Here is a 26,726-nt window from a genome sequence, read left to right as displayed (position 1 = left end):
GACGCAAACGCGCGGCTCGTGGCCGCGCGTTTGCGTCGATCGGAAGGGGTACGACTCAGTGTCCGGTAATCCGCTCGGCCGTCTCCTCGTCCGGCGGTACCAGCGGTGCATTCGGATCGAGGCGCGCTTCCAGTTGCGCCGCTTCCACCGATGGCGTGCGCCAGCCGCTCTTCACGCCCCACTGGTAGAACACCAGCCCGATGCCCGCCACCACCACCAGATCCCAGCCGTAGGGCAGGTAGCCCTTGCCGCCGAACGTGGTGCTGCCGGCCCAGGAGACCAGCGCCAGCGTGGGCAGGTAGAACACCAGCCACCAGGCGCCCTTCATCTGCCGCCCGAAATCGTGCCAGCCGGACTTGGCCTGGTAATAGAAATACACCGGCAGCGCGACCACCATCAGCAGGATGATTTCACCGGTCAGCGGCCACTTGGCCCAATACAAAAGCTCGGTGGACATGATGAAGGCGATGCCGGCCAGCACCGACAGGCCGGCCAGGCGCAGCGGGCGGTTCAACTCCGGCGCGGTACGGCGCAGCGTCATCACACTGACCGGGCCGGTAAGGTAGGAAATGATGGTCGCCACCGATATCACCGCCGCCAGCGAACCCCAGCCGCGGAAGAAAAACAGGAACAGGAACGACACCCCCAGGTTCACCCACATCGCCGGGCGCGGTATGCCCCATTTCGGGTGCACGCGACCCAGGATGCTCGGCAGCGTGCCGTTGCGCTCCATGCCGTAGAGCATGCGCGCGGTGGTGGCGGTATAGGTCATGCCGGTGCCGCTGGGGCTGACCACCGCGTCGATGAACAGCAATGTCGCCAGCCACTGCATGCCCAGGATGATCGCCAGGTCCGCGAACGGCGAGCTGAAGTTGATCCCGTGCCAGCCCACGTCGGCCAGCATCTCGCGCGGCACCGAGCCGATGAACGCCACCTGCAGCAGCACGTAGACCACGGTTGCCAGCCCGATCGAGCAGACGATGGCGAACGGGATGCTCTTGCCCGGGTTGCGCGCTTCGCCGGCCAGGTTCACCGGGCTCTGGAAGCCGTTGAAGCTGAACACGATGCCGGCGATCGCCACCGCGGTGAGGATCGAGGGGAAGTCGGTCTCGTGCAGCTCGCCGTGGATGCCCACGGCGAAGTTCTCGGCATGGAAACCGCTGGCGATCAGCAGCACCGCGGTAAGCGCGGGGATCACCAGCTTGAACAGCGTGATGGCCGTATTCGAGCGCGCAAACAGCTTCACGCTCCAGAAGTTGAACAGGAAATACATCACCACCAGCGCCGCCGCGATCAGCAGGCCATTGGTGCTCAGCTCGCCGTGGCCGCCGGGCATCTGGTGGTACAGATCCTTCGCCCACTGCCACTTCCACGACGACATGTACTGCGCCGAGGCCTCGGCCTCCACCGAGATCACCGAGACGATCGCGATCCAGTTCGCCCAGGCCGCGATGAAACCCACCAGCGAGCCGTGCGAATAATGGCCGTAGCGCACCATGCCGCCGGATTCTGGGAACATCGCGCCCAGCTCGGCGTAGGTCAGCGCCACCGTCATGATGATCGCCGCGCCGATCACCCAGGCCCAGATGGCGCCCGGCCCGGCGATCTGCGCCGCCCGCCACGCCCCGAACAGCCAGCCCGAGCCGATGATCGAGCCCAGGCCGGTAAGCATCAGGGCGAATGGCCCCACATCGCGGCGGATCTGGCTGGCTTGGGACATGGAAGCTCCTGTGCGGGCGCTGACGCCAAAAAAAGAGTCCGATGGTTGCAGAGTCACGCGACGGCTGTCATCTACCAGTGGTCATGGGCGGTCGGGACGTTGCCTGGGCACGACGCGGCGTGGCAAGGGCTGATGCAAGTCATGGCAGCTATCGGTGGAGCGGAAGATAGTGGTGGCCTCGTCGCGCGCTGGTGGTGCTTCCATGTCTGTCTGGTATCCCTGGATCGTTCTGCTCCACCTGGCCTGCGCCATCATCTTCGTGGGCGCGGTGGCGTTCGAGGTGCTGGTGGTCGAGTCGCTGCACAAGCGGTTCGACACGGCCACCATGCAACGCATCGAACAGGCGGTGATGGCGCGGGTGCGGCGCTTCATGCCGGTGGTGGTGATCCTGCTTTTCGTCAGCGGCGGCGTGCTGTTCGACATCCGCTGTGACGGCTTTGCCTGCGTGGGCTCGCGCTTCGGCAACTGGTTGCTGTTGAAGGTGGTGCTGGCGTTCGCCGTGCTGGGCGTGTTCGTCAATGCGATGTGGGCGATGCGCCATGGGAAGATGGACGTATGCCGCTTCAAGCACACGCATCGCGTGGTGCTGGCATTGATGGTCGGCATCGTGTTTCTCGCCAAGACCATGTTCTACTTGTAACGATTCATTCCCCAAGGAGCTTCACATGTCCAACGTCACCTTTCATGGCAAGCCGATCAGCGTCAATGGCCAGTTTCCCGCCGTGGGATCCGCCGCCCCGGCATTCACCCTGGTCGCGGGTGACCTTGCCGACGCCACGCTGGCGAGCTTCGCCGGCAAGCGCAAGGTGCTCAACATCTTCCCCAGCGTGGACACACCGACCTGCGCGGCTTCCGTGCGCCACTTCAACGAATCGGCCAGCAAGCTCAACAATACCGTGGTGCTTTGCATTTCGGCCGACCTGCCGTTCGCGCAGGCACGCTTCTGCGGCGCCGAAGGTTTGGACAAGGTGGTCAACCTGTCGCTGATGCGCGGCCGCCAGTTTCTCAATGACTACGGCGTGGCGATCGCCGAAGGCCCGCTGGCCGGCCTTGCCGCACGCGCCGTGGTGGTGCTCGACGAGCACGACAAGGTGCTGCATGCCGAACTGGTCGGCGAGATCGGCAACGAGCCGAACTACGACGCCGCACTCGCTGCACTGGCGTGATCGAGCCGCCCGCTGATTACGGGCGACGTGTAGGAGCGACTTCAGTCGCGATGCTCTTGCTTGTGAGTTCCCAAAAGAACGGGCCTCAAAAGAAGAAGCATCGCGACTGAAGTCGCTCCTGCAAATAAAGCCAGATTTACTTCGGGTATGTCCGCCCTCAGCGGCCGACGCCCACCACCGGCACACCAAAAGCGTGCCCTTCCGGATGCAGGCCCAGGCCGAACTTCAGGCTGCGTCCGATGCGCTGCGCATAGTCGAGCATCTGTGCGGCATTCGCCTCGTCGAGTTCCTCGCCACAGGTTTCCTGCCACAGCTCAAGCCAGCGGTCGAAGTGCCGTGCCTGGATCGGGTGCGGCCGGTGCGCCGCCATCGGGTTGCCGCGATAGCTGCCCGCACGCAACGCCACCGACGCCCAGAACGAGGTCAGCAGGCGTTTGTGTTCATCCCAGTCGTCCACGGCGGCGTTGAATATCGGGCCGATGTCCGGGTCGCGTCGCACCTTTTCGTAGAAATGGTCGACCAGCGTGGCCAGGAGGGGTTCGTCCAGTGCGGCAGATGGATTCATGCGATTCGAGACTTGGAATGATGAAGGGCGCGCGGCAGAACCGCGCGCCCGGATGGAAGGCCTGGTACTTGTGCCGAGCTTACTTGCTCAGGCTCAAGGTGCCCTTCATCAGCGCGGCATGGCCAGGGAAGGTGCAGAAGTAGGCGTACTGCTCACCAGCCTTGAGCTTCGACACGTTGATCGTGGCCGTGTCGGACTGGCCGCCACCGATCAGCTTGGTGTGCGCAATGATGCGGGCATCACCCGGCTTCTCGTAGCTGTTGGCCGCGCCGGCCTTCATGCCGTCGGCGATGACGCCCGATTCGTCGGCGCTGTGTGCCAGCACCCAGTTGTGGCCCATCGCGGTGACGGGCAGCTTGCCGGTGTGCTTGAGCGTCACGGCGAACGTCTTGCAGGTCTTCGGCACGGTGATGGTTTTGACGTTGAACTGCATGGCGTCGTTGGCTTCGACGGTGGTGGTGCATTCGGCGGCCATCAGCGGGGTGGACAACAGGCCGAGCAGGGCAATCGCGATCAACTTGCGCATGGGGAATTACTCCAGCAGAGGGGACATGGATAAACTGCAGGCCGATTGTGCCCCCGCCGCGCAGGCGTCGGCACTGACCTGGATCATCGCCGTGCGGCAAGCCGTACGCGACACTGTCGCTGCCAGATGAGGTAAACCTGATGACGCACGTAGTCACCGAAAATTGCATCAATTGCAAACACACCGATTGCGTGGAGGTGTGTCCGGTGGACTGTTTCCACGCCGGACCGAATTTTCTGGTGATCGATCCGGACGAATGCATCGACTGCACGCTGTGCGTGGAGGAGTGCCCGGTGGGTGCGATCTTCCCCGAGCTGGACGTGCCAGCCGGGCAGGAAGTATTCCTCGGCATCAACGCGGAGCTGGCGCGCGAGTGGCCGGTGCTGACCAGCAAGATCCCCGCGATGGACGACGCCGCCAAGTGGGATGGCGTGCCGGACAAATTGCCGCTGTTGAAGCGGAGCCTGGACGAGGGGTAAGTGAAAAGGAGTGAGCAGCGAGAAAAAGCGGCGACGAACGCCGGCTCCTTTCTCACTTCTCACTCATCTCCACTCACTTCGCGCGCTTCACAAAAAAAGCCGGGCAATGCCCGGCTTTTCCATGGAGGAGCACGCAGACGTCAGCCCGCCACGACCCGCACCATTTCCAGGCACTTGTTCGAGTAGCCCCACTCGTTGTCGTACCAGCTGACCAGCTTCACGAAGGTGCTGTCCAGCGCGATGCCGGCGTCGGCGTCGAACACCGAGGTGCAGGTTTCGCCGCGGAAGTCGGTGGCCACGACCTTGTCTTCGGTGTAGCCCAGCACGCCCTTCAGCGCGCCTTCGCTCTGCGCCTTCATTTCAGCGCAGATCTCGGCGTAGGTCGCGTCCTTGAGCAGCTCGACGGTGAGGTCGACCACGGAGACGTCGGCGACCGGCACGCGGAAGCTCATGCCGGTGAGCTTCTTGTTGAGCTCGGGAATCACCACGCCCACGGCCTTGGCCGCGCCGGTGGAGGACGGGATGATGTTCTCCAGGATGCTGCGACCGCCGCGCCAATCCTTGTTGCTGGGTCCGTCGACCGTCTTCTGGGTGGCGGTGGCGGCGTGCACGGTGGTCATCAGGCCGCGCTTGATGCCCCACTTGTCGTTGATCACCTTGGCGATCGGCGCCAGGCAGTTGGTGGTGCAGCTGGCGTTGGAGATGATCGCCTCGCCCTTGTAGGTCTTGTCGTTGACGCCGTAGACGAACATCGGCGTGTCGTCCTTCGACGGTGCGGACAGGATCACCTTCTTCGCGCCCGCATCGAGATGCTTCTGCGCGGTTTCCTTGGTCAGGAACAGGCCGGTGGATTCGAGCACCACGTCGGCGTTCACTTCATTCCACTTCAGGTTGGCCGGGTCGCGTTCCTGGCTCAGGCGGATGGTCTTGCCGTTGACCACCAGATGGCCATTCTCGATCTTGACGTCGCCCTTGAAGCGACCATGCACGGAGTCGTAGCTCAACATGTAGGCGAGATAATCCGGCTCGAGCAGGTCGTTGATTGCCACGATCTCGATGTCGTTGCCGAAGTTCTGCACGGCTGCGCGCAGCACGTTGCGACCGATGCGGCCGAAGCCGTTGATGCCGACCCTGATGGTCATGAGAGAGCGTCCTCCGTTGCGAAGATGGATGGCTGCCGCGGGGTACGGCGCCGGTGTTTCAGCCCTCGAATCTTACAATGAAAGCACTGTTCCTGCGGAGGGAGATTCGCCTTGTGGCAGACTTCCGCGTTTGCGCGAGTGCCCGTGATGTCGCGACCTATCCTCTCCCTCCTGCTGGCGTCGGCCATGTTTCTGGCCGCGCCGTCCGCCCGGGCGTGGGGGCCGCTGGGACACAGCGTGGTGGCCGAACTGGCGCAACGCCAGCTGAGCCCCGCAGCCGAAAGGGAGGTGGAGCGACTGCTGGCGCCGGAGCACACCACGCACCTGGCCGACGTGGCCAACTGGCCCGACCAGGTCCGCAACGATCCCGCGCTGCAGGCGTTGTGGAAACGCACAAGTCGCTGGCACTACGTCAATTTTTCCAGCGACCGCTGCCACTACGTGGCGCCGCGCGATTGCCCGAAGGGCGAGTGCGTGGTGGCCGCGCTGGCGCGGGAAGTGCAGGTGCTGGGCGATCGTTCGCAGCCCGATGCGGTGCGGCGCGAAGCGCTGAAGTTCGTGGTGCATCTGGTGGGTGACGTGCACCAGCCGCTGCACGCCGGTTACCGGCCGGACCGCGGTGGCAACCAGTATCAGGTGCAGTTCGAGGGCAAGGGCAGCAACCTGCACAAGGTGTGGGATTCCGGCCTGCTGGGTACGCGCCACTTGCGCTGGCGGGATTACGCCAACCTGCTGGATTCGCGATCGCCGGCGACCTTGCCGCGGCCGATCGCCCCGCTGGACAACCCGTACGCGCAATGGGCCGAGGAGTCGTGCCGGCTCACCGCCGCAATGGACTTCTATCCATCCAGACGGCGAATCGGGTCGGCCTATGTGGACCGGAACCTCCCGCTTGCCGAACGGCGTTTGCGCGTGGCGGGAAGGCGGTTGGCCGAGGTCTTGAACCGTCATCTGGGTGACGTCGTCACGCAACATGCGCACAAGCATTGATATGGGGACGAAGAGTTCTGGTAATCTGATTTGATGACTACCGAACCCCAATCCCGCCGTACCCGAATCGTCGCCACGCTCGGCCCCGCCACCGATGCTCCCGGCATGCTCGAACAGATCATCGCCGATGGCGTGGACGTGGTTCGACTCAACCTTTCCCATGGTCAGCCCGACGACCATCGCGCACGCGCCGCCGCGGTTCGCGTCGCTGCCGCCAGCGCCGGTCGCGAGGTCGGCATCCTGGCCGATCTGCAAGGCCCCAAGATCCGCATCGAGAAATTTGCCAACGGCCCGATCGAACTGGTCAACGGCGCATCCTTCGTGCTGGATTGCCGCCCCGACGCACCCGCCGGCAACGACCAGCGCGTCGGCGTCAGCTATTACGGCCTCCCCAATGATGTGCATGCCGGCGACGTCCTGTTGCTGGACGACGGCCTGCTGGCCTTGACGGTGCTGGAAGTGGTGGGCGCCGAAGTGCGTTGCCAGGTGCTGATCGGCGGCCGCCTGTCCGACCGCAAGGGCCTCAATCGCCAGGGCGGCGGGCTGTCGGTGACAGCGCTGTCGGACAAGGACAAGGCCGACATCAAGCTGGCCGCCGAGATCGGCGCCGATTTCCTGGCCGTGTCCTTCGTGCGTTCGGCCGACGACATGCACCAGGCGCGTCGCCTGCTGCACGAAGCGGGCGGCAACGCCTCGCTGGTGTCCAAGATCGAGCGTGCCGACGCGATCCCCGTGCTGGGCGAGATCATCGACGCCTCCGACGTGGTGATGGTGGCGCGCGGTGACCTGGGCGTGGAAATCGGCGACGCCGAACTGCCGGGCCTGCAGAAGAAGATCATCCGCGAGTCGGTGCAGCGCAATCGCGCGGTGATCACCGCCACGCAGATGCTGCAGTCGATGGTCTACGCGCCGATCCCCACCCGCGCCGAAGTGCTGGACGTGGCCAACGCGGTGATCGACGGCACCGATGCGGTGATGCTGTCGCAGGAAACCGCTGCCGGCGCGCATCCGGACAAGGCTGTTCAGGCGATGGTGCGCATCTGCCTGGGCGCCGAGCGCCAGTTCGAACCCAAGGACGACCTCACCACTGCCGGCCACCGCCTCGATCGCACCGATCAGGCCATTGCGCTGGCCGCCATGCTGGTGGCCAAGCAGTTGGGCGTGCGCGCGATCATCGCGCTGACCGAGTCGGGCGCCACCGCGCAGTGGCTGTCGCGCTACCGCACCGCGGTGCCGATCTACGCGTTGTCGCCGTTCGACGATGCGCGCCGACGCATGCTGGTGCTGCGCGACGTGAAGCCGGTGGAATTCAACCATGCCGGCCAGAACCTCGCCGCCTCCGCCCGCGCCGCCGTGCAGTTGCTGTTCGACCAGGGCAAGCTCAGCGAGGGCGATCGCGTGGTGGTCACCCACGGCGACCATGTTGGCCTCGGCGGTGGCACCAACACGCTGAAATTGCTGGCGGTCGGTACCGGCGGCATGGTGGAAAGCCTGCGCGACCTGTAACGACAAGTGCGATTTCTACACATGCCCGCGGCTACACTGCGGGCATGCGGTTGCATCCCTGGAGGTTGTCATGAAGTCGTCATTCCGCCCGTCCCTGACCATCGTGCTGCCCGTACTGATGGCGCTTTTCTCCGTGCCGTTGCTGGCACAGACGCAGATGCGCAAGCTCGATCCGCAGAATCTTTACCGCTACTGGATCCTGCTCAATACCCAGATCAAGCTGGATGCCCCGAACAGCGGGCTGAACCTCGACAAGCCCGGCTGTGCCGCCGTGACCTACACGGTCGGTTCGGACGGCGTGCCGCTCGATGTGACCCTGGTCAAACTGATCCCCAAGAGCGACCTGGGCCCGATGGCGGTCAACGCCGTCGCCAATTTCCGCTACGGGCCGTCGTTGACCAACCGCAACGCCGAGCCGATATCCACGTATTACATCGTGCCGTTCAACGCGCCCGAGGACAAAGCGGCGCGGAAGCAGGTAGTCGACGCCTGCGTGCTGCCGGGATACAACGGCCAGCATTGACACGGCTGCCTTCCCGCAGGCGAGTCACCCTCGTGCAACTGGCCTATAATGGCGAGCTCTGAACCGTACCGGCGCGCATGTTGGTGCGGCATCGTCCCTCGTGCGGTTTGTCGCCGCCGCGTTCCACGGAGTCGCCATGAGTATTGAAGATCTCGAAAGCATCGCCCTGGCCATGGTCGCGCCCGGCAAGGGCATCATCGCCATCGATGAATCGACCAAGACGATCGGCAAGCGTCTGGCCGCCGTCGGCGTCGAGAGTACCGAGGAAAGCCGACGCGCCTATCGCGAAATGCTGCTGACCACGCCCGCTCTCGGCGAACATATTTCCGGCGCCATCCTGTACGACGAGACGATCCGCCAGTCCACGAAGGATGGCGTGCCGTTCACCACGGTGATGAAGAAGGCCGGCATCATTCCCGGCATCAAGGTCGACAAGGGAACCGTGCCGCTGGCCGGGTTTCCGGGCGACGTGGTCACCGAAGGGCTCGACGGCCTGCGCGAGCGGTTGCAGGAATACGCCAAACTGGGTGCGCAATTCGCCAAGTGGCGGGCGGTGATCAAGATTACCGAGGACACCCCCAGTTCCACCGCCATCGAGGCGAACTGCCACGCGCTGGCGCGCTATGCCGCGCTGTGCCAGGAGGCCGGCCTGGTGCCGATGGTCGAGCCTGAAGTGTTGATGGACGGCGACCATTCCATCGACGTCAGCTATGAGGTGCACGAAGCCGTGCTGCGCAGCTTGTTCAACGCGCTGTACGAGCAGAACGTGATGCTCGAAGGCACCATCCTGAAGATCAGCATGGTCATTCCGGGCAAGGACAGCGACGAGCAGGTGGATGCCGAGGAAGTGGCCGATGCCACCGTACGCGTGCTGAAATCATGCGTGCCGGCCTCGTTGCCGGGCATCGTGTTCCTCTCCGGGGGGCAGACCGACAAGCAGGCCACCAGCCATCTCAATGCGATCAACCATATCGGCCCGCATCCGTGGCCGCTGTCGTTCTCGTATGGCCGTGCCATGCAGCAGGCGGCGCTGAAACTGTGGGCGAAAGACCCGAAGGCGAACGTTGCCGAGGCGCAGAAGACCGTCCATGCCCGCGCCCGCGACAACGGCCTGGCGGCACTGGGGCGCTGGAACGGCTGACGCAAGCGAATCGCCAGCAAGGCATGAATAAAAAAGGGCACCGCAAGGTGCCCTTTTTTATTGTCGGTGACGCGGTGGCGTCAGCCGGCGGATCTCAGAAGCGGTACTCGGCGCTGACCGAGAAAATCCGCGTGCCAAGCTCGTACACGTCCTTGTCGATCTTGTAGTAATCGAAGTTGCCACCCACGCTCCAGTGGCGGTTGATGTCGTAACCCGTGCCCACGCCGGCGTACCAGCCCAGCGACTGCTCGCTGGCGCGGAACGTGTCCGAGCTGCCGTCGTCATAGGCGATGCGCGCCTTGGCGTGCAGCTTCCACAGGAAGGCGCCGCCGCGCGCGGAAATGTACCAGTGGCTGGTGGGGTTGAAATGGCCGTTGAGGCCCAGCGTCCAGCCATCGCCGGACAGTTTCACGCGGTCGCCGAAGTCGTCGCTCTCGCTGATGCTGCCGAGGTTGGTGTAACCGGCCTCGAAGCCGAGGATGCGCTGGTCGCGGTAGCCGGCGTTGACGATGAACGCCGTGTCGGTTTCGGTACCCGAGCCGAAGTCGTCGACCTCTGCACTGTAGTGCGAGCTGCCGACGTTGCCGTTGACGAACCAGCCGTTGGGCTGTTCTGCGTGGGCGGTCGCGACGAAGGCCATGCCGCTGGCGGCGATGGCAAGGGGGAGTAGGTGTTTACGCATGGGGATATGGACCCTCCTGATGGTCCGATCAATCCGATGAGCCGCTTCTGCGGCGACGCGATTGTAACGGCTGGCCGGGTCCGGGGAAAAACGCGGGCAAAAAGAAAGGCGCCTTGCGGCGCCCTTCTTCCTGTCGTCCGTGCAACAGGGTGAATCGAATCAGAAGCGGTATTCCGCGCTGACCGACACCATGTCCGTGCTCAGGTCGATGCGGTCCTTCTTCGCGTCGTAGTAGTCGTAGTTCAAGCCTACGCTGACGTTGTTGTTGAAGTCGTAGCCGAAGCCGGCGCCGGCGTACCAACTGGTGTCATCCAGACCCTTGCGGACCGGGTTCTCGTTGTTGCTCAGGCCGTGGCCCTTCCAGCCGTAGATGCCAGTGCGGGCGCTGACGTACCAGTTCGGGGTGACGTTGAAGTGACCGTTCACGCCGGCCGTCCAGCCGTGCAGCTGCGACTTGCCGTCTTCCACCACCGGGTCGTCATTGAAGACGTTCTTGGCGTGGATGTTGCCCAGGTCGTTGTAGCCAACCTCGACGCCCAGTGCGACAGACGGGTTCACCGACCAGCGGTAACCACCGTTGACGGCATAGCCGGTGTCGTTGTCGTCGTACGGGCCGTGGTTGATCGAGGTCTGGCCGACGTTGCCGTTGACGAACCAGCCGCCGTTCTGCGTGGGCGCACTCTGCGCAAAGGCTGCGGGTACGGCAACCAGGCCGGCAGTGGCGAGGGCGAGGGCAAGCAGACTCTTGTTTTTCATGGATATCTCCAGTGTTTTTTTTGTGGCAGGCGACCCATTGGGGGAGTGGTCGCTGCGGGCGCGCGCCATGGGGGCGACGACACCTGCCACTTAGATGGTGCTGCGGTCCGGAGATTCAATACCGACAAGTTCAGTATTAAGTCTGGGTTAATCCGCGGCGAGAAGAGGCGCGGCGGCCCGCGCCGCGCCTCTTCGGGGCATCACCGGTCAGAACCGGTATTCAGCCGATACCGTGGCGGTATCCGAGCTAAAGCTGATGCCGTGCTTCTTGGCGTGGTAGTAGTCGTACGCCAGACCCAGGCTGAAGTTGTTGTTGAAGTCGTAGCCCACGCCGGCACCCGCGTAGTAGTCGACCTTTTCCAGCGAGTGACGGTTGACGTCCTGGTTGTTGTAGCCGTGGCCCTTCCAGCCGTACACGCCGGTGCGGCCACTGACATACAGCCCCTGCCACACGTTGATGCGGCCGTTGACGCCGGCGGTCCAGCCGCGCAACGCGTTGCGGCGACCGGTGAGGTTGACGTTGTCGCTGTTGAAGGCGTTCTTCAACCGGAAATTGCCCAGGTCGTTGTAGCCGATATCAACGCCAAGGCCGACGTCCTGGCCGACCTTCCAGCGGTAGCCGCCGGTCAGTGCGTAGGTGGTCGGGTGATCGTTGTACGGGCCTTGCGCCACGTGGGCCTGGCCAACGTTGGCACCGATGAACCAGTTGCCGCTGCCGACAGCCTGGTTCGGCTGGTAGTTGCCGTTCGCGGACGTCGGGGTGCTGCTGGAAACAGAGTCGTCCTGCGCAAATGCGGGCAGGGCGCAAAGAGACGCGGAGGTAATCGCCAGGGCTAGTAGTGTTTTTTTCATGAGGGAACTCCTGCGTATAACCAATGCATCGTCGGGTTGGGGAAAGCCCGATGACGACCCACGGAATCCGGGGGCGGGTGCATTGAACAGGCCCGAGCCTGAAGCGCGCCGATATGTCCTGACCAAAAATTAAGGCCGAATTAATGTTTGGCCTTTCAGCCGTCCAAAACTGCGCGTCCCGGAGAGCGCGACAGTGACAAGCTGAATCAGCGATAATGGGATTTTGCCCGCCCCGGAGAGAACCTGATGCCCACCCGTCGTGAACTAGCCAATGCTGTGCGTGCCCTGGCCATGGATGCCGTCGAGGCGGCCAAGTCCGGCCATCCGGGCATGCCGATGGGTATGGCCGACATCGCCGAGGTGTTGTGGAACGATTTCCTGCAGTTCAATCCGGGCAACCCGGGCTGGTTCAACCGCGACCGCTTCGTGCTCTCCAACGGCCACGGCTCGATGCTGCAGTACGCGCTGCTGCACCTGTCCGGCTACGACCTGCCGATCGACGAGCTGAAGCACTTCCGCCAGCTGCATTCGAAGACCGCCGGCCATCCGGAATACGGCCACACGCCCGGCGCCGAAACCACCACCGGTCCGCTGGGCCAGGGCCTGGCGAACGCCGTGGGCTTTGCGCTGGCTGAAAAGATTCTGGCGGCGCGCTTCAACCGGCCCGGCCACGATATCGTCGATCACCACACCTATGTGTTCCTCGGCGACGGCTGCCTGATGGAAGGCATCTCGCACGAAGTCGCCTCGCTGGCCGGCACCTGGAAGCTGGGCAAGCTGGTGGCGGTGTATGACGACAACGGCATCTCCATCGATGGCGAAGTCGAAGGCTGGTTCACCGACAACACGCCCGCGCGTTTCGAAGCCTACGGCTGGAACGTGATCCGCGATGTCGACGGCCACGACGCCGAGGCGGTGAAGAAGGCGCTGGCGCAGGCCACCGCGCAGAGTGAGCGCCCCACGCTCATCTGCGCCAAGACCATCATCGGTTTCGGCGCGCCCAACAAGCAGGGCAAGGAAGAAAGCCACGGTGCCGCGCTGGGCAAGGACGAGATTGCCGCCGCGCGCGTGCAGTTGCAGTGGAACCATGCGCCGTTCGAGATCCCGGCCGACATCTATGCCGGTTGGAACGCGCGCGACAAGGGCGTCGCCCGCGAACGCAGCTGGGACGAGGCATTCGCCGCCTACGCCACGGCACATCCGGAGCTGGCGGCCGAGCTGAAGCGCCGTTTGTCCGGCGAACTGCCGCAGGATTGGGCCGAGAAGTCGCAGGCATATGTCGCCAAGCTGCAGGCGGAAGGCCCCGAGGTGGCTTCGCGCAAGGCTTCGCAGATGACCCTGGACGCTTATGGTCCGCTTCTGCCCGAACTGCTGGGTGGTTCCGCCGATCTGGCCGCCTCCAACCTCACCAAGTGGAAGGGCAGCCTCGACGCCGGCAACGGCAACAGCTCCGACGGCAAGGGCAACTACGTCTATTACGGCGTGCGCGAATTCGGTATGACCGCGATCGCCAACGGCCTGGCGCTGCATGGCGGCTTCATTCCCTACGACGCCACTTTCATGGTGTTCTCCGATTACGCCCGCAACGCGGTTCGCATGAGCGCCTTGATCCCCGCGCAAGCCATTCACGTCTACACGCATGACTCGATCGGCCTGGGCGAAGACGGCCCCACCCATCAGCCGGTGGAGCACATGGCCAGCCTGCGCCTCATCCCGAACAACCACGTGTGGCGTCCTTGCGATGCAGTGGAGTCGGCGGTGTCGTGGAAGGCCGCGATCGAGCGTCGTGGTGCGCCGTCATGCCTGGTATTCTCGCGCCAGGCTCTGAAGCATCAGCAGCGCGATGAGCAGCAGCTGGCGGACATCCGCCGCGGCGGCTATGTGCTGTCCGATCCGGCGGACACGAAGTTCCAGGTGATCCTGATCGGCACCGGCTCCGAGGTGGAGCTGGCGATGGAAGCCTCGCGCGCGCTGGCACAACAGGGCATCGCTGCCCGCGTGGTGTCGATGCCGTGCACCGACGTGTTCGACGAACAGCCGCTGGAATACCGCGAAGGCGTGCTGCCGGGCTGGTGCCGCGCCCGCGTGGCGGTGGAAGCGGCCAGTGCCGACTTCTGGGCCAAGTACGTCGGCTTCGACGGCGAAGTGATCGGCATGAACACCTTCGGCGCCTCCGCACCCGCGCCGCAGCTGTTCGAGCACTTCGGCATTACCGTGGCGCACGTGGTCGACGCGGCCAAGCGCGTGGTGGGCTGAACCCGGCGCGCCCCCACAGGGGCGCGTTGTTTTTCTGTGGGAGCGACTTCAGTCGCGATGCTCTTTCTTTGAGGCTACGGAAGAAGAGCGTCGCGACTGAAGTCGCTCCTACATGCTGGTTTCGGCCTGCTGCTCCTGGAACGCCCTGGGCGTGCAACCCAGCTCCCGACGGAACACGGTGTAGAGGTATTGCACCGAGGTGAAGCCGCAACGCACGGCGATGTCGGCCATCGACGATTCGCCCTGCCGCAACAAATCCTGTGCGATCTCCAGCTTGTGCCGCAGGATCTCCTGGTGGACGCTGCGTTTCAGCGTGCGCCGGAAATGCTCCTCCAGCAGCGAGCGCGACACTCCCACGTAATCGGCCACCTGCTCGGTGCGGATGCCAAGGCAACCGTACTGGCGGATGTAGTGGCGCGCGCGCATCACATACGGGCTGCACACCGACTGGTACATGCTCGATGCACCCACGTGCAGATTCTCCGGCGGCACCAGCACGCGGGTGTCACTGCAGTCGGCGCCATGCAGCATGCGGTGCAATACATGCGCGGCGGTGCGTCCCATTTCCTCGGTGCCCTGTTGCACGGAGGTGAGCGGGATGCGGCTGAGCATCCGCGTCAGCGGGTCGTTGTCGATACCCACGATGGCCACCTCGTCGGGCACCGGGATGTCGGCCATCATGCAGGCCTGCAGCAGCTGCCGTGCGCGTGCATCGGTCACCGCCAGCACGCCGATCGGCTTGGGCAGGGATTGCAGCCAGGCCATCAAAGCCTCGGTGGCGTCGCTCCAGCCGGCGGCGGTGGTGGCATGGCCGTGATAGATGAAACCCTCGAGGCCGTCGCGCCGGAGCATCGCGTCGAAAAGCCGTTCCCGCTCCTCGGCCCAGCCGGGGATGTTGGGCGCCAGCGGCAGGGAATAGAACGCGAAGTTCTGCAGGCCCTGCTCGATCAGATGGTCATAGGCCAGCCGCACCAGCGCGGCATTGTCGGTCGCGATGTACGGCAAGCCCTTCGGGTAGCGCGACGCATCGGCATAGGAGCCACCGACGGCGACCACCGGCACGTCGACCTGGCGCAACGCCGTATAGATCGGGTCGTCGACGGCGGTGATGATGCCATCGCCGCACCACTCGATCAGGTCGGTCGCCCGGCAGTGGAAATCCTCCTGCATGAACAGGTCCCAGCTGACCCGGGTGGACGCCAGATAGTTGCCGATGCCGGCGATGACCTGGCGATCGAATGCCTTGTTCGCGTTGAACAGCAACGCGATGCGATGGACGCCGTGTGGGTGGCTCATGGGTTCACCTTGGAGGAGCCGCCTCGAAGGTAGCCCCGTACCTGGCGTGCGCCGTATACGCGCACGTGTTGCAGCCGGATTTCCCGAGGCTAGCACGAGTGCAACGCACGACCGTGGTGCGCTGCGGCGTGCGCACAAGAAGAAATGTGGCCCATCTGGGCGATTTCGTCATTGCATGCCGCGGCGCAGCACCGGCACCATGATCGTTTCCGGGCTGCGCCGCCGGGTTCGGTAGCGGTCCATGCGCCGCTGCGAAGCTGGTGCGGGAAGGTCACCCGGGCCGCGCGCGCAGGCGTCGTGGGTGGATACGGGACCGCTCGATGGTGGGGGCTACGCGAACAGCCACTGATAGCGCTACCATCGGCGGGGAAGTGTGTCGCCGACGATGACGGTCGCGAGCATCGTCGACCACGCTGCCCGGTGTTTCGATCACCGTGCAGTGGCGTAGCTGGGACGGCATGGACGGCCAAACCGGGTGACGACGGCAAGGGTGCAGTGCCGCCGCTGCGGTTGTTGGCGTGAAGCCCAAGCTCCTACTATGGGCGGCGGCGTGCCGTTGTCCGTGACATCCACATGGCCGAAAGGCTGGGGTACCCATGAAATCCTCGAACAAGCGAGTGACGGAGCAAGCATGAAACTGACGACCTTACGTGCGCTGGGAGTGCTGCTGTGCCTGGGCCTGGCGGGCCTTGCCAGCAGCTGCACGCAGAGCAGCAAGAAACCCACCCTGATCGGCTTCAGCATCGACGACATGCGACTGGAGCGCTGGGCGCGCGATCGCGACTTCTTCGATGCCGCCGCCACCAAGCTCGGCGCCAAGGTACTGGTGCAATCGGCCAATGGCAGCGAGGAGCGCCAGGTGGCGCAGATCGAGAACATGATCTCGCGCGGCGTGGACGTGCTGGTGATCGTGCCGCAGAACTCCAAGGTGCTGGGCAACGTGATCCGCGAGGCGCATCGCAACCACGTCAAGGTGGTGTCGTACGATCGCCTGATCCTCAACGCCGACGTCGACGCGTACATCTCCTTCGACAACCTCAAGGTCGGCGAGATGCAGGCGCAGGGCGTGGTCAACGTCAAGCCGAAGGGCAACTACTTCCTGCTCGGCGGCGCGCCCACCGACAACAACGCCAAGATCCTGCGCCAGGGCCAGATGCAGGTGCTGCAGCCGCTGATCGACAAGGGCGACATCAAGATCGTGGGCGACCAGTGGGTGCCGGACTGGAACCCGACCCGGGCGCTGGGCATCGTGGAAGATGCGCTCACCGCCAACGCCAACAACATCGATGCCATCGTGGCCTCCAACGACGCCATCGCCGGCGGCGCGGTGCAGGCGCTGGCCGCGCAGCGGCTGGCCGGCAAGGTGGCCGTGTCCGGCCAGGACGCCGACCTGGCCGGCGTCAAGCGCGTGGTCGAAGGCACCCAGACGATGACCGTGTACAAGCCGCTCGACCAATTGGCCACCCAGGCGGCCAAACTGGCGGTGGACCTGGCCCGTGGCGGGAAGCCGGCCTACAACTCGCATTACGACAATGGCGAGAAGTCGGTCGACAGCATCCTGCTGCAGCCGGTCGCGCTGACCCGCGACAACGTCGACAAGGTGATCACCGACGGCTTCTATACCCATGCGCAGGTCTATGGCAACTGAGTCCGCCGCCCGCGCCGGGGAGAACGGCGACTGCCTGTTGGACATGCGCGGCATCCGCAAGATGTTCGGCAGCTTCGCCGCTGTCGACGGCGTTGATCTGCAGGTGCGCGCGGGCGAATGCCTGGGTCTGTGCGGCGAGAACGGTGCCGGCAAATCCACCCTGATGAAGGTGCTGTCGGGCGTCTATCCCTACGGCAGTTACGAGGGCGAGATCCTGGTCGATGGCGTGCCGCTGCAGGCCCACACGGTGGCCGACAGCGAGCGCGCCGGCATCGCCATCATCCATCAGGAATTGATGCTGGTGCCGGAGCTCAGCGTCACCGAGAACATCTTTCTCGGCCGCGAGATCCGCCGCTTCGGCGGCCTGATGGATTACCCGGCCATGCACCAGCGCGCCGAAGCGCTGCTGCGCGAGCTGGGCATCGAAGGCATCAATGTGGGGCAGCAGGTGCTGCACTACGGCAGCGGCCACCAGCAGCTGATCGAGATCGCCAAGGCGCTCAGCAAAGAGGCGCGGCTGATCATTTTCGATGAGCCATCGTCCTCGCTCACCGCCACCGAAACCCGCACCCTGTTGTCGATCGTGGCCGATCTCAAGCGCCGCGGCGTGGCCTGCGTGTACATCTCGCACAAGCTCGACGAAGTGGCCGAGGTATGCGACCGCATCACCGTGATCCGTGACGGCAAGCACATCGGTACGCGGTCGATGGCCGAGCTCGACACCGCGCAGATCGTCACCATGATGGTGGGCCGCGAACTGGGCCAGATGTTCGAGCGCAAGCCGCACACCATCGGCGAGGTGGTGCTTGAGGCATCCAACGTCACCTGCCTGGACGTGATGAACCCCAAGCGCAAGCGCGTCGATGACGTGTCGCTGCAAGTGCGCAAGGGCGAGATCCTGGGCATCGCCGGCCTGATCGGTGCCGGTCGCACCGAGCTGGTGTCGGCGATCTACGGCGCCTATCCGGGCACGTGGAGCGCGGAGTTGCGCATCGAAGGCAAGCCGGTGCATATCCGCAGCCCGCAGGCGGCGGTGGCCGCCGGCCTGTGCATGGTGCCGGAAGATCGCAAGCGCGATGGCATCGTGCCGCTGATGGGCGTGGGGCCGAACATCACCCTGAGCGTGCTCGACCATTACGCGCGCGGCGGGGTCATCGACGGCAACCGCGAGGCGCACGCGTTTCACCACGAGATGAAGCGGCTCAACGTGCGTGCCAGCAGCCCCATGCTGCCGATCGCCAGCCTTTCCGGCGGCAACCAGCAAAAGGCGGTGCTGACCCGCATGCTGATGCCCGATCCCAAGATACTCATCCTCGACGAGCCCACCCGAGGCGTGGACGTGGGCGCCAAGCAGGAAATCTACCGGCTGATCTTCGACCTTGCATCGCGCGGCATGGCGATCATCGTGGTCAGCTCCGAAATGCCCGAGGTGCTCGGTCTCAGTGACCGCGTGCTGGTGATGGCCGATGGCCGCATACGTGGCGACTTCATCAACGACGGATTGCGCCAGGAAGACCTGCTGGCCGCCGCGCTGGAATTGCCGCACAGGATCGATAACGCATGAACGCTTCCGTGAATGTTTCCCCCGCGCCCTCCGGGCAGAACCGAATGCCGGGCTCGACCCGCGTCCGGCAGTTCTTTTCGCAATACAAGATCGTGGCGCTGCTGGTGGCCGTCGCGCTGATCTGGGCGTACTTCTCGTACGCCACCAACGGCGCCTTCCTCACTTCGCGCAACATCTCCAACCTGTTCCGGCAGATGTCGATCACCGGCATGCTGGCGCTGGGCATGGTGTTCATCATCATCGCCGGCGAAATCGACCTTTCCGTCGGTTCGTTGCTGGGCCTGCTGGGCGGCGTAGCCGCCATCCTGGACATCAGCCAGCACCTGCCGCTGCCCGTCACCATCCTGCTGGTGCTGCTGCTGGGCGCCTTGGTCGGCACCTTCAATGGCCTGTGGGTGACGTGGCTGAGAGTGCCGTCATTCATCGTAGGCCTGGGCGGCATGCTGGCGTACCGCGGCGCGCTGCTGGGCGCCACCGGCGGCTCCACCATCGCGCCGTCGTCCGACGCGTTCGTGGTGATCGGCCAGGGCTACGTGTCGCCGGCCACGGGCAATGTGTTGGCGGTGCTGATCCTGGCCCTGCTGGCCTTCGTCACCTGGCGCCGGCGCACCGCGCGCCAGCGGCTGGAACTGAAGGTCAGCCCGGTCTGGATGGATGCCGCCAAGCTGGTCGCGGCCGCCGTGGCGCTGTTTGTATTCGTGCACGTGCTCAACGATTACGGCGGCATCCCGGTGCCGGTGCTGTTGTTGCTGGGCCTGCTGGCGGTGTTCTCGTTCATTGCCACGCAGACGGTGTTCGGACGTCACATCTACGCCATCGGCAGCAACATTGAAGCCACGCGTTTGTCCGGCATCAACGTCGATCGCGTGCGCCTGGCGGTGTTCGCCCTGATGGGTGTGATGTGCGCCTTCGCTGGCCTGGTCAACACCGCCCGCCTGGCCGCGGGCTCGCCCTCGGCCGGCATCAACGGCGAACTCGACGCGATCGCCGCCTGCTTCATCGGCGGCGCCTCGATGCGCGGCGGCGTGGGCACGGTGCATGGCGCGCTGGTGGGCGTGCTGGTGATGGCCAGCCTCGACAACGGCATGTCGATGATCGACGTGGATGCGTACTGGCAGATGATCGTTAAAGGCCTGATCCTGGTGCTGGCCGTCTGGGCCGACGTAGTCTCCAGCGGCGCCCGCCGCTGACGCACCCCTGTAGGAGCGCACCCTGTGCGCGGTGCTCTTGTTGTAAGCTTTTTTACTTTCATGCAGCCTTAAAGCAAGAGCTTTCGATCGCCTACGGCGCTCGAGTCACTTTCTCTTTGCGTGCTCAAAGAGAAAGTAACCAAAGAGAAAGAGCACCCCGCTTACGCGCTTTCCGGGCATCCTGCCCGGAAAGTCCGCGGACGGGCTGCGGGGTTTGTCGACAGCACATCCTGTGCTGACGCCAAACTGGCTTGCATCCATGCAAGCCACCCTTCGGGCTCTTCCTCCGCCCGCCCGCCGCTTCTGAGGGGCCCCGGGTAGAGCAGCGCGCCATCGTGGCGCGCACTCGGTGCGCAGCGGCGTTGCCGCTACGAGAGCGTCGCGGCGTGGGTTTTTGATGTTCCTCTTACTTCCGATCACCCTGAGCGTAGCCGCGCAACGGCGGAGTCGAAGGGTGAAGTCGAGCGGCCCTTCGACTTCGGCCTTTGGCCTACGCTCGGGGAGAACGGCTGAGGTGAGCAACTTCTGCTTCTGCTTCTGCTTTCGCCTTTGCCCTGGCTCCATCCCGAGTACGGGCCAGGATGGCCCGTCGCTCTACCCGGGGCCCCTGTGCGGCGGTGAGGCGGGGCCGACAAGGCCGCGCAGCGGGAGTCGACATGGATGTCGACTCCTTTTCGCCAGGGCAGGATGCCCTGTCGAAAAGCCCGACCCCGACTCACGGACTTGCCGCCCATGGATGGGCGGCAAGCGCCAAGCGGGGTGGCCTTCTCTTTTGGTTACTTTTCTCTTGGCCACGCAAGAGAAAAGTGACTCGAGCGCCGCAGGCGATCGAAAGCCTTTGATTTGCTCGACCAACAAGAAGCGTCGCGACTGAAGTCGCTCCTACAAACATCAAGCGCATCGGGGCTGAAGGCGCTCCCACAGGGTGTGTTCCAGGCAAGCCCGTCTGTACTCGTTGCACGACCTGCCGCGAAATCCCGGTCTTTATCAAATCCCCCAACCCGCGTAACGAATTTTGCCGAAAGCGGGGCAGCGGAGCGGGTGCGGCCTATTTGTATGATAAATAGACAGGCATTCCGATGTGCGCCTGGTGGCGCGCGTCCGTAGCAGCGTTGGGGGATGCCGTGCGAATTTCCAGAATTGCCCTGTTCAGCCTGGCCTTGGCCCTTGTCGCCACGGTGGCCACGGTCGATGCCGCCGAGAGGGTTGCGCTTGACCGCCATGGTGCGTGGGTAAGCGTCGAGGCGTATGGCCCGAACGTCGTCCACGTGACGATTGCCGCCGACAAGGCGCAGGTGCTGGCGGCGCCCGGTTACGGGATTCTTGCCGACCACGCCGACAGCTCGACCTTCAAGCAAACCCGTGATGCCAGCGGCAACACTTTTGCGTCCGCCGCGTTGACCCTGCATGTGGACGCGCCACCGCCGCCGCGTACGCCGGCGATCACCGATCGCTATTTCGCGCCGCAGCTGGCGCCGGTGAGCCTGCAGGTGAAGAACGCCAGCGGCGTGACGGTCGTCGACATGACCGGTTGGGAGATGTCGCCGCATGAGGTGGCGGGCGAGGCCACCTATCAGGTGGGCGCCACCTTCAAGGCGCCCGCCGATGAGCACTATTACGGTATGGGCCAGAACCAGGACAGCCTGGGGCCGCTCGACCTGCGCGGCCGCGTGATCGACTGCAAGCACTGGTACGACGCGCCCAGCGGCGAAACCGTGTGCGTGCCCTTCATGGTTTCGTCGAAGGGCTACGGCATCATCTGGGACAACCCGTCGGAGACGCGCTTCGTGGCCGGCATCAACGGTCACACCCGGTTCCAGTCGAAAGTGGGTGAGCGCGTCAGCTTCTTCGTCATCACCGGCGACACGCCGGAGCAGATCTACTCGGCTTACGCGCGGGTGACCGGCAAGACGCCGATCCCGCCCAAGGCGGCGTTCGGCCTGATCCAGTCCAAGGCGCGCTACAGCAGCCAGGACGAGATCCTGCGCGTGGCACGGACCTATCGCGAGAAAAACTATCCGCTCGACGTGATGGTGCTCGACTGGTTCTACTGGACGCGCATGGGCCAGATGGACATCAACCCGGCGGAGTTCCCCGACCCCGATGGCATGAACCGGCAACTGCACGCGATGGGCATGAAATCCATCGTGTCGGTGTGGCCGCGCTTCGAGCGTTCCAGCCGCTATTTCAAGGAGCTCGACACCAAGGGCTATTTCCTGAAGGACAAGAACGGCAAGACGGTCGATGGCCTGCCGTTCCGTTCCGATCGCGCCGGTGCGCTGATCGACGCGACCAACCCGGCCGCACGCCAGTGGTTCTGGACGCACATGCGCGACAACATCCTGTCGCACGGCTTCGACTACCCGTGGCTGGACGAAACCGAACCCGACCTGGTGCCGGACGGCTATTTCTTCTCGATCGGCTCCGGCGACCGTTACCACAACGTGTTCCCGCTGCTGCACGTGGAAAGCGTGGCCAAGGGCATGCGCGCCTGGAAACCGGACGAGCGCGTGCTGATTCTTTCCCGCGCGGCGTACCTGGGTTCGCAGCGTACCGGCGCGCTGTTCTGGTCGTCGGATGTCGACCCGAGCTGGGAAGCGCTGCGCCGCCAGATTCCCACCGGCCTCAACATGACCGCGTCGGGCATTGCCTATTGGGGCAACGACATCGGCGGCTGGCAGTGGCTGCCGCAGACTACCAGCGCCACCAAAAAGCCGTTGCTCGATCCCTCCGACGCACGCGACGTGGTGGGGCAGAACAACGACTACCCCGAACTGCTGACGCGCTGGTTCGAGTACGGCACTTTCCTGCCCACGCTGCGCATCCACGGCAGCCGCAAGCACACGGAAATCTGGGCGTTCGGCCATGAGGCCGAGGCGGTCATGGCGAAGTACGACCGGCTTCGCTATCGCCTGATTCCCTACATCTACAGCTTGGCCAAAAAGACCTACGACACCGGCGCGCCGTTCATGCGTCCGTTGTGGATGGATTTCCCGGACGATCCCAACGTCGCCGACCTCGGCACGCAATACATGTTCGGCCCCGCGTTCCTGGTGGCGCCGATCACCGAACAGGGCCAGACCGAAAAAGACGTCTATTTGCCTGCCGGCAGCGACTGGTACAACTTCTGGACCAACGAAAAGCTGGCCGGCGGACGCTGGGTGAAAGTGGCCGCACCCATCGACCAGATTCCCGTGTTCGTGCGCGCCGGTTCGATCGTGCCGTTGGGTTCGGACGTCCAGTCCACCGCATCGAAGCAATCGATCGCCGAGATTCGCGTCTACCCCGGCAGCGACGCCGAGTTCGCGCTGTATGACGACGACGGCACTTCGTACGCGTATCAAAAAGGGCAGGGCACCACCACGGCACTGCACTGGGACAACGCATCGCAAAGCTTGCGCGCTACCGGCGGCGGTGCGGCGTTCGGCAGGAAGGTCGCGGGCCTGGCGAGGGTAATGGGCAAATAATTGGCGTGACGTTGCGTCGCCGTCTTCGCCCTCGTGCGGTGCAACGCATACGACGGTCGGTCGATCACCCCCGGCGCGCAAAGCATTCGGATCGCCGTGTTTCGCGGGGATTCGTGTGGGCCAATGCGGTGGATTCACCTTGTGTTTTGCGGCGAATGCAAATGAAGAAACGTCACTCGAATCGCTGATTTCGTAATTGCACCCGTGTTGCGCTCCCTCCAGCATGCGTGCGCTGCCAGTGCACCGAATGTTCTTCAGTGAGCACCAGGGGACGGGCAGGGCGCTGACGCAACCCGGAGATATACGCCAGGTTGGTGCCATCGCCATCGGCGACATGCATGCGCAGATCACTGCCGCAGCAATCCAAATTCTTCGGGAAGAAATATCAGATGAACAGGCAAGACAGCGACAAATCCCGGCGGTTCGACGCGGTGCCATTGCGCCGCAGCGGCCTTTCGATGGCCATCGCGATGAGCGTGGCGATGTTCTCCATGCCGGCGGCGGTGTGGGCGCAACAGGCCGACACTACGACCGGCGCGACCACCGACCAGGCCGCACCGCAGCAGACGCAGAAGCACGCGGCCAAACAGGAAACCACCAGTCTCAGTGCAGTCACCGTCACCGGCGTGCGCGCCAGCATGGCGTCGGCGATCTCGATCAAGCAGAACGCGGATCAGATCGTCGATTCGATCGTGGCCGAGGACATCGGCAAACTGCCCGACAGCAATGTGGCCGAGGCACTGCAGCGCATCACCGGCATCCAGATCGATCGCAACTACGGCGAGGGCAGCACCATCGCCATCCGCGGCCTGACCCAGGTGCGCACCGAGATCAACGGCCGTGACGCCTTCACCGCCAACGGCGGGCGCGCGTTGAGCTTCGAGGACGTGCCGTCCGAACTGCTGGCCGGCATCGATGTGTACAAGAACCCGTCCGCGGAAATCATCGAGGGCGGCCTCGGTGGCACGGTGAACCTGCGCACGCACAAGCCGTTCGATTTCGAGGGCCAGAAGATCGCGGTCACCGGTGAATACGACTACGGCGACCTGATCAAGGATGGCCACCCCTCGGCCTCCGCGCTGTACAGCAACCGCTGGGATACCGACGCCGGCGAGTTCGGCCTGCTGGTGGACGTGGCCTACCAGAAGCATTCGTTCCGCCAGGACGTGATCAGCACCGAGCCGTTCTACACCATCCACGCCGGCGCCACCGACCCGGCGACGGGTGAGGTTTATCCGGAAGCGGATTACCCCGGCTTCGAAGGCCGCACGCTGCAGGTGCCGCATGGCGGCGGCGTCGGCGAGACGCTGGGACAGCGCCGTCGACTGGGTACGTCCGTCGCGCTGCAATGGCGTCCGAATGCCGACGTCGAGTTGTACGCGCAGGCGCTGCGTTCGGATTACAAGTTCCAGTGGAACGATTACTCGTACTTCGCCTACACCGGTACCAGCGGGATGATTCCCGATCCGACGAAGCCGTTCGAGTTCGGTCCGAGTGGCGACTTCATCAGCGGTACGTTCAACGGTACCGGTGGTGTGAATGCCGATGGCGCCCCTGATCCATCCGTCGCACCAACGGCCGGCGTCAGCGTCGACTCCAACAGCAGCCTCACCACGCGCCACTCGGTCACCACCGACTTCTCGTGGGGCGGTTCGTGGAACGCCACCAACAACCTCACCTTGAAGACCGATTTCCAGTACATCAAGGCCAAGACCGACACGTTCCGCTACATCCTCAACACCCACACCACCACGCCGTATTTCTATCAGGACATCGGTGGCCACACGCCGGTGTTGGGCGTGGACAACGCGTACGTGACCAATCCGGCCAACAGTGCGTTCAACTTCCTGCTGGACGACAAGGCCAGGAGCCGCGGGCGCGAATTCGCCTGGCGTGCCGATGGCGAGTATTCGTTCGGCGGCGATTTTCTGCAGTCGATCAAGTTCGGCGTGCGCACCACCGATCGCAAGGCGGAAACCGAGGACTCCGGCTACCGTTTCGTATGGATCGGCCAGCCGCTGTCCAACTTCGACAACTCCACCTGGGTGCAGCGTTCGTTCGCCGATTTCTTCCATGGCGACGCCGACGTGATCGGCTCGTTCCTGGCGCCGAACCCGTCGTTGCTGTACGACTACGATGCCTCGCGCACCATGTTCGGCATGGCCGACCCGCTGACCTATCCGGCCACCGGCACCAACAAGCAGGGCGAGAAAACCTACGCCGCCTACGCCCTGATCAACTTCGGTACGCAGCTGGGTTCCATCCCCGTCGACGGCAATGTCGGCGTGCGCGCGGTGCGCACGAATGTCAGCACGCACGGCGTGATGACCGACTCGACCGGCGCGGTGCTGCCGCTCAGCGTCGACAACTCGTACAACTCCTACCTGCCCAGCCTCAACGTCACGGTCCACCTCACCGACACCTTGCAGTGGCGCTTCGCCGCGTCGAAGGGCTTGTCGCGGCCGAGCTTCGACCAGCTCAATCCGATGCTGACCCTGAGCACGCCGAATGCGGACACGGGCGCGAATGCCTATACCGGCAATGCCGGCGGCAATCCCTACCTGAAGCCGATGACGGCCAAGCAGTACGACACGTCGCTGGAGTGGTACATCGCGCCGAACCAGATGCTTTACGGCGCGCTGTTCTACAAGGCGGTGGACGGCTTCGTGCAGAGCACCTCGGTCAACGAGCCGCATGTGGACCAGTTGGGCGCAACGCATGATTACAACGTCACCCGCCTGGTCAATGGCGACAACGGCGTGATCAAGGGTGCGGAGATGGGTTACCAGACCTTCTTCGACTTCCTGCCCGAGCCTTTCGACGGACTGGGCATTCAGGCCAACTACACCTACGTCTACAGCAAGGCGCCCAGCCCGGATGCGATGGACACCGACGGCAACCCGTTGCAGGTGCCGTTGGAAGGTCTGTCGAAGAACAGCTACAACCTCGTGGCGATGTACGAGAAGGGCCCGATTTCCGCCCGCGTTGCCTACAACTGGCGCAGCCAGTGGGTGGTCACCACGCGCGGCAACGGTACCGGTGATCTGCCGATCTACGACAAGGCCTATGGCCAGGTCGACGCCTCGGTGACGTATCACTTCTCGGATCTGTTCTCGCTGACCGCCGCGGCAGTCAACCTGACCAACACCAAACGCGCCACGATCTTCGGTGTGGACACGCGGCCGCGTGATGTGCAGATCAACGACCGCATGTTCAGCCTGAAGGCGCAGTTCAGTTTCTGATCCGTTGCTCCACGG

21 protein-coding genes are annotated in these 26,726 nt (G+C 64.3%); 13 read left to right on the top strand and 8 right to left on the bottom strand.

The window, feature by feature from the left end:
- Positions 1-55 precede the first annotated feature (55 nt).
- A complete protein-coding gene (locus ASD22_RS15555) occupies positions 56-1,720 on the bottom strand; it encodes an APC family permease (protein WP_056085466.1) in 1,665 nt (554 codons plus the stop codon).
- A 202-nt stretch (positions 1,721-1,922) separates the two neighbouring features.
- Here ASD22_RS15555 and ASD22_RS15550 point away from each other — a divergent pair, with 202 nt between their 5' ends.
- Positions 1,923-2,360, top strand: coding sequence for a hypothetical protein (locus ASD22_RS15550; protein ID WP_056085465.1), 438 nt, complete (start codon positions 1,923-1,925; stop codon positions 2,358-2,360).
- Between the two features lie 25 nt (positions 2,361-2,385).
- The gene (gene tpx / locus ASD22_RS15545) at positions 2,386-2,886 is read left to right on the top strand and encodes a thiol peroxidase (RefSeq protein ID WP_056085464.1); all 501 of its coding nucleotides are present in this window, start codon (positions 2,386-2,388) and stop codon (positions 2,884-2,886) included.
- A gap of 157 nt (positions 2,887-3,043) precedes the next feature.
- Here the strand turns inward: tpx and ASD22_RS15540 are convergent, their stop codons facing one another.
- Both ASD22_RS15540 and azu read right to left on the bottom strand, forming a co-directional pair.
- Positions 3,044-3,451, bottom strand: coding sequence for a group III truncated hemoglobin (locus ASD22_RS15540; RefSeq protein WP_056085463.1), 408 nt, complete (start codon positions 3,449-3,451; stop codon positions 3,044-3,046).
- Between the two features lie 79 nt (positions 3,452-3,530).
- Positions 3,531-3,977: an azurin gene (gene azu, locus ASD22_RS15535; protein ID WP_056085462.1), complete on the bottom strand. Its 447-nt coding sequence runs from the start codon at positions 3,975-3,977 to the stop codon at positions 3,531-3,533.
- A gap of 140 nt (positions 3,978-4,117) precedes the next feature.
- Between azu and fdxA the strand changes: the two genes are divergently transcribed.
- Positions 4,118-4,456, top strand: coding sequence for a ferredoxin FdxA (fdxA, locus tag ASD22_RS15530; RefSeq protein WP_056085461.1), 339 nt, complete (start codon positions 4,118-4,120; stop codon positions 4,454-4,456).
- A gap of 140 nt (positions 4,457-4,596) precedes the next feature.
- Here fdxA and gap read toward each other — a convergent pair whose 3' ends face one another.
- Positions 4,597-5,598, bottom strand: coding sequence for a type I glyceraldehyde-3-phosphate dehydrogenase (gene gap / locus ASD22_RS15525; RefSeq protein ID WP_056085460.1), 1,002 nt, complete (start codon positions 5,596-5,598; stop codon positions 4,597-4,599).
- Between the two features lie 147 nt (positions 5,599-5,745).
- Between gap and ASD22_RS15520 the strand changes: the two genes are divergently transcribed.
- The 4 genes from ASD22_RS15520 (at position 5,746) to ASD22_RS15505 (ending at position 9,758) form a co-directional block, all read left to right on the top strand.
- On the top strand, positions 5,746-6,588 hold the full coding sequence (locus ASD22_RS15520; RefSeq protein ID WP_056085459.1) for a S1/P1 nuclease: 843 nt from the start codon (positions 5,746-5,748) through the stop codon (positions 6,586-6,588).
- 33 nt (positions 6,589-6,621) lie between these two features.
- Positions 6,622-8,094 (top strand): pyruvate kinase, encoded by a 1,473-nt coding sequence (gene pyk / locus ASD22_RS15515; RefSeq protein ID WP_056085458.1) that lies wholly within the window; start codon positions 6,622-6,624, stop codon positions 8,092-8,094.
- 70 nt (positions 8,095-8,164) lie between these two features.
- Positions 8,165-8,617: an energy transducer TonB gene (locus ASD22_RS15510; protein WP_056085457.1), complete on the top strand. Its 453-nt coding sequence runs from the start codon at positions 8,165-8,167 to the stop codon at positions 8,615-8,617.
- A gap of 136 nt (positions 8,618-8,753) precedes the next feature.
- Entirely contained in the window at positions 8,754-9,758 is a 1,005-nt protein-coding gene (locus ASD22_RS15505) for a class I fructose-bisphosphate aldolase (RefSeq protein WP_056085456.1), read from the top strand.
- Between the two features lie 94 nt (positions 9,759-9,852).
- Here ASD22_RS15505 and ASD22_RS15500 read toward each other — a convergent pair whose 3' ends face one another.
- The 3 genes from ASD22_RS15500 to ASD22_RS15490 form a co-directional block, all read right to left on the bottom strand.
- Positions 9,853-10,440, bottom strand: coding sequence for a porin family protein (locus ASD22_RS15500; protein ID WP_056085455.1), 588 nt, complete (start codon positions 10,438-10,440; stop codon positions 9,853-9,855).
- Between the two features lie 159 nt (positions 10,441-10,599).
- Complete coding sequence (locus tag ASD22_RS15495) at positions 10,600-11,196, bottom strand: porin family protein (protein ID WP_056085454.1); 597 nt, start codon at positions 11,194-11,196, stop codon at positions 10,600-10,602.
- A 207-nt stretch (positions 11,197-11,403) separates the two neighbouring features.
- A complete protein-coding gene (locus ASD22_RS15490) occupies positions 11,404-12,048 on the bottom strand; it encodes an outer membrane beta-barrel protein (RefSeq protein ID WP_056085453.1) in 645 nt (214 codons plus the stop codon).
- Between the two features lie 246 nt (positions 12,049-12,294).
- On the opposite strand from ASD22_RS15490, the gene tkt reads away from it, so the two are divergent.
- Positions 12,295-14,304: a transketolase gene (tkt, locus tag ASD22_RS15485; protein ID WP_056085452.1), complete on the top strand. Its 2,010-nt coding sequence runs from the start codon at positions 12,295-12,297 to the stop codon at positions 14,302-14,304.
- Between the two features lie 108 nt (positions 14,305-14,412).
- Here the strand turns inward: tkt and ASD22_RS15480 are convergent, their stop codons facing one another.
- The gene (locus ASD22_RS15480; RefSeq protein ID WP_056085451.1) at positions 14,413-15,600 is read right to left on the bottom strand and encodes a DNA-binding transcriptional regulator; all 1,188 of its coding nucleotides are present in this window, start codon (positions 15,598-15,600) and stop codon (positions 14,413-14,415) included.
- Between the two features lie 631 nt (positions 15,601-16,231).
- Between ASD22_RS15480 and xylF the strand changes: the two genes are divergently transcribed.
- The 5 genes from xylF to ASD22_RS15455 all read left to right on the top strand — a co-directional run bounded on the left by xylF (position 16,232) and on the right by ASD22_RS15455 (position 26,711).
- A complete protein-coding gene (gene xylF, locus ASD22_RS15475; RefSeq protein ID WP_056608417.1) occupies positions 16,232-17,248 on the top strand; it encodes a D-xylose ABC transporter substrate-binding protein in 1,017 nt (338 codons plus the stop codon).
- Positions 17,238-18,812: a xylose ABC transporter ATP-binding protein gene (locus tag ASD22_RS15470; RefSeq protein WP_056085450.1), complete on the top strand. Its 1,575-nt coding sequence runs from the start codon at positions 17,238-17,240 to the stop codon at positions 18,810-18,812. The genes xylF and ASD22_RS15470 overlap by 11 nt, the downstream gene beginning before the upstream one ends.
- Complete coding sequence (locus ASD22_RS15465; RefSeq protein ID WP_156458439.1) at positions 18,809-20,002, top strand: sugar ABC transporter permease; 1,194 nt, start codon at positions 18,809-18,811, stop codon at positions 20,000-20,002. The genes ASD22_RS15470 and ASD22_RS15465 overlap by 4 nt, the downstream gene beginning before the upstream one ends.
- A gap of 1,124 nt (positions 20,003-21,126) precedes the next feature.
- Positions 21,127-23,469, top strand: coding sequence for a glycoside hydrolase family 31 protein (locus ASD22_RS15460; RefSeq protein WP_235577667.1), 2,343 nt, complete (start codon positions 21,127-21,129; stop codon positions 23,467-23,469).
- Between the two features lie 389 nt (positions 23,470-23,858).
- A complete protein-coding gene (locus ASD22_RS15455; RefSeq protein ID WP_343123428.1) occupies positions 23,859-26,711 on the top strand; it encodes a TonB-dependent receptor in 2,853 nt (950 codons plus the stop codon).
- Positions 26,712-26,726 lie beyond the last annotated feature (15 nt).

It is taken from the genome of Rhodanobacter sp. Root480 (genome assembly GCF_001426645.1).
Taxonomy (GTDB): domain Bacteria; phylum Pseudomonadota; class Gammaproteobacteria; order Xanthomonadales; family Rhodanobacteraceae; genus Rhodanobacter; species Rhodanobacter ginsenosidimutans.
The sequence above is the reverse complement of the archived record's forward strand: the minus strand, read 5'-3'. Positions and strand labels throughout refer to the sequence as shown.